The sequence below is a fragment of the Streptomyces sp. NRRL F-5755 genome (genome assembly GCF_001279365.1).
GTDB classification, from domain to species: domain Bacteria; phylum Actinomycetota; class Actinomycetes; order Streptomycetales; family Streptomycetaceae; genus Streptomyces; species Streptomyces rimosus.
Genome location: NZ_LGCW01000127.1, coordinates 1 through 3,002, shown reverse-complemented (window position 1 = coordinate 3,002; position 3,002 = coordinate 1). Strand labels below are relative to the sequence as shown.

1 protein-coding gene is annotated in these 3,002 nt (G+C 73.8%); it reads right to left on the bottom strand.

What is annotated here, in order from left to right:
* On the bottom strand, positions 1-2,962 hold a 2,962-nt coding region (locus tag ADK86_RS14820), incomplete at its 3' end, for a non-ribosomal peptide synthetase (protein WP_234345858.1).
* Positions 2,963-3,002 lie beyond the last annotated feature (40 nt).

Below are 3,002 nucleotides of genomic sequence, written 5' to 3'. Positions count from 1 at the left end.
CCACATCCCGCCACAACGGCCCCAACGACCACCCATCAGCGGCGATGTGATGCACAAGCACCACCAACACCGACTCATCCCCGCCGCACTCGAACAACTCGGCCCGGAACGGAATCTCCGCCGAAAGGTCGAACGCATGCCGTGTCGCACGGCGCACCGCGGCCGTCATCGCCTCGGCGGTCCGGTCCGCCGCCGGTGTCCGTACGAGGAAGGGGCCATCCGCCGGGCGCACCACCTGGTACGGCTCGCCGTCCGCACCCTCGGCGTACACCGTCCGCAGCACCTCGTGCCGCGCCACCACGTCGCCCAGCGCCGCGTCCAACGCCTCCGCGTCCACCGTGCCGCGCAGCCGCAGCACCAGCGGCACGTTGTACGCCGCGCTCGGGCCGGTCATGCGATGCAGCGTCCAGAGGCGCCGTTGCCCGGACGACAGCGGCACCCGGTCGGGCCTGGGCTGCGGACGGAGCGCGGGGCGGGAACGGGCTGTGGTGCCGAGGCGGGCGGCCAGGGCGGCGGGGGTGGGTGTCTCGAAGACGGCGCGGAGTTCGAGTTCCGCGCCCAGTACGGCGCGGACCCGGTTGACCAGCCGGGTGGCCAGCAGGGAGTGGCCGCCGAGCGCGAAGAACCCGTCCTCGGGACCGGCCCCGGCCACTCCCAGCACCTCTGCGAACAGGCCGCACAGCACCTCTTCCTCGGGTGTGCGGGGCGCACGTCCGGCGGGCCGCTCGCCGGTGTCCGGTGCGGGCAGGGCGCGGCGGTCCAGTTTGCCGTTGACCGTCAGCGGCAGGGCGTCCAGGAACACGACTGCGGCCGGGATCTGGTGGCCGGGCAGCCGGGCGCGGAGGAATTCCCGTACGTCCGCGGGGTCGGGTCCGTCGTCGTCCGGCTGCTGGGCCGCGCGGACGGGCACCGCGTAGGCCACCAGCCGCCGGTCCCCCGGCCGGTCCTCGCGTACGACGACCGCGGCACGGGCGATTCCGGGATGGGCGGTGAGGACCGCTTCGGTCTCGCCCGGCTCGATACGGAAGCCCCGCAGCTTCACCTGATCGTCGGCCCGGTCGACGAACTCCAGCTGCCCGTCGGCCCGCCACCGCACCAGGTCACCGGTGCGGTACATGCGCTCCCCCGGCGGCCCGTACGGACACGCGGTGAACCGCTCCGCCGTCAGCCCCGGACGGTTCAGATAACCCCGGGCCAGCCCGGCGCCCGCCACGTACAGCTCCCCCGTCACGCCCGGCGGCACTGGCCGCAGCCCCGCGTCCAGCACGTACACCCGCGTGTTGGTGACCGGAGTCCCGATCGGCGGTACTCCGCCGTCCGTCAGCGGCCCGGACATGGTCGCGCAGACCGTGGTCTCGGTCGGTCCGTACGCGTTGATCATGCGGCGGCCGGACGACCAGCGCGCCACCAGTTCGGCGGGGCACGCCTCGCCCGCCGGCACCAGCGTGATGCCCTCGGGCAGGCTGCCGGGGGCGAGTGCCGCCAGGGACGAGGGCGGCAAGGTCAGATGCGTCACGCCGTACGCGGTCACGGTTTCGGCCAGCGGTGCGCCCGGCAGCAGGCGGTCCGCGGGTACGACGACGAGGCGGGCGCCCGTCAGCAGGGCCATGCACAGGTTCCAGAACGACGCGTCGAAGCTGGGCGAGGCGGAGTACAGCACCCGGCTGTCCACGCCGACGTCGAAGCAGTCGTCCATTGCCGCGGCGAGGGAGGCGACGCCGCAGTGGGAGACCACCACGCCCTTCGGCGTGCCGGACGAGCCGGAGGTGTGGATGACGTACGCGGGGTTGGCGGGGAACGCGGGGACCCTGCGGTCGGCGTCGGTGAGGTCGGTGTCCGGCAGGGCCGCGAGGGCGCGTTCCGTGTCGCCCGCGTCGAGGAGGAGGCGGGGTACGGACGTGTCCGGCAGCGTGGCGTCGGTCGCGTGGTCGGTGACCAGGAGCGCACAGGACGCGTCGCGGAGCAGGTGGGTGATACGCGCGGCAGGGTGACCGGGGTCGACGGGGAGGTAGGCGGCGCCGGTCTTCAGGACGGCGAGCATGGCCGTGATCAGTCCGGTGGAGCGCGGCAGTGCCAGCGCCACCACGCCTTCAGAGCCGACGCCCTGGGCGGCCAGCAGCCGGGCCAAGCGGTTGGCGCCGGCGTTCAGCTCGGCGTAGGTGAGCCGGGTGTCCGGCGATGTGAGCGCCACCGCGTCGGGTGTACGGGCCACCTGCGCTTCGAAGAGGTCCGGCAGGGTCGCGGCGGGCAGCGCGCGGGAGGTGGCGTTCGCGGTCTCCAGCAGCGCGTGCCGCTCGGCGGCGGTCAGGATCTCCAGGCTGCCGATGGTCCGTTCCGGGGCCGCGACGGCCGCTTCGAGCAGCCTGCGCAGGCGCACGAGCAGGCCCTCGACGGTGGCCACGTCGAACAGGTCCGTACGGAACTCCGCCTCCCCTTCGAGCCCGCCCGGAGTCCGCCCGGCGCCCCGGCGCTCGCGTACGGCGAAGGTGAGGTCCACCTTCGCGGTGCCGGTGGAGACGTGGATCTCCTCGGCCTCGGCACCGGGCAGCCCGTATCCGGACCCGGCCGTGTGGTTCATCGTGAGGGCGACGTGGAAGAGCGGGTTGCGGTCGGCGGAGCGGTCCGGGTTCAGGGCCTCGACCAGCCGCTCGAAGGGGAGGTCCTGGTGCGCGTACGCCCGCAGGTCGGTCTCCCGGACCCGCCGCAGCAGCTCACGGAACGACGGATCACCGGAGGTATCGGTCCGCAGCACCAGCGTATTGACGAAGAAGCCCACCACATCGTCCAGCACGGCGTCGGTACGGCCCGCCACCGCCGCCCCCAGCGGAATGTCCGTGCCCGCCCCGAGCCGGGTCAGCAGCGCCGCCAAGGCGGCCTGCACCACCATGAACACACTCACCCCACACTCCCGGGCCAGCGCCACCACCCGACCGTGCAACTCCGCATCCCAGCGGAACGGCACCGTCGCGCCCCGGTGATCCGGAGCGGCAGGACGCGGACGG